The following is a 396-nucleotide window of genomic DNA, read 5'->3' as shown; positions in this document are numbered from 1 at the left end:
GGATGATATATTTTTGGTTACGCCTAACAGCCAGGAACCGGTTGCTGAAATCGGCGACTCAACCGATAAACGCAGAATTAAAATCTATTCACAAAGAAACGCCGTTGTTGTTTTTACGACTAATCCGCTTGATCCAGAGCGTGAGAAGCAACATGATTTTAATGCTTTGGCAATTGAATGCCAGACCCTGCCTGATGCAATCCACCATCAAAATTTCGGCGATATCATTTTGCCAGCTGGTAAAACAGCTGTTTATAATATTGCTTATCAATACGAACACTAAAACAGTTTAAAAAGCGCCGCGAAAAAACAGTGCTTTTTTTATCGCGAGAAAACATTTAGAACTAAAAATTATTGCCAATCAATTTAACCAACAGCAGCATAACTAAATAAATA

The 396-nt window shown here is 37.6% G+C and carries 1 protein-coding gene; it reads left to right on the top strand.

Features of this window, described 5'->3' with window-relative positions; genetic code table 11:
• On the top strand, positions 1–283 hold a 283-nt coding region (locus KH893_RS12765; protein WP_486606313.1), incomplete at its 5' end, for an aldose epimerase family protein.
• Positions 284–396: the final 113 nt, after the last annotated feature.

It is taken from the genome of Liquorilactobacillus sicerae (assembly GCF_029916425.1).
Lineage (GTDB): Bacteria > Bacillota > Bacilli > Lactobacillales > Lactobacillaceae > Liquorilactobacillus > Liquorilactobacillus sicerae.
The sequence above is the reverse complement of the archived record's forward strand: the minus strand, read 5'-3'. Positions and strand labels throughout refer to the sequence as shown.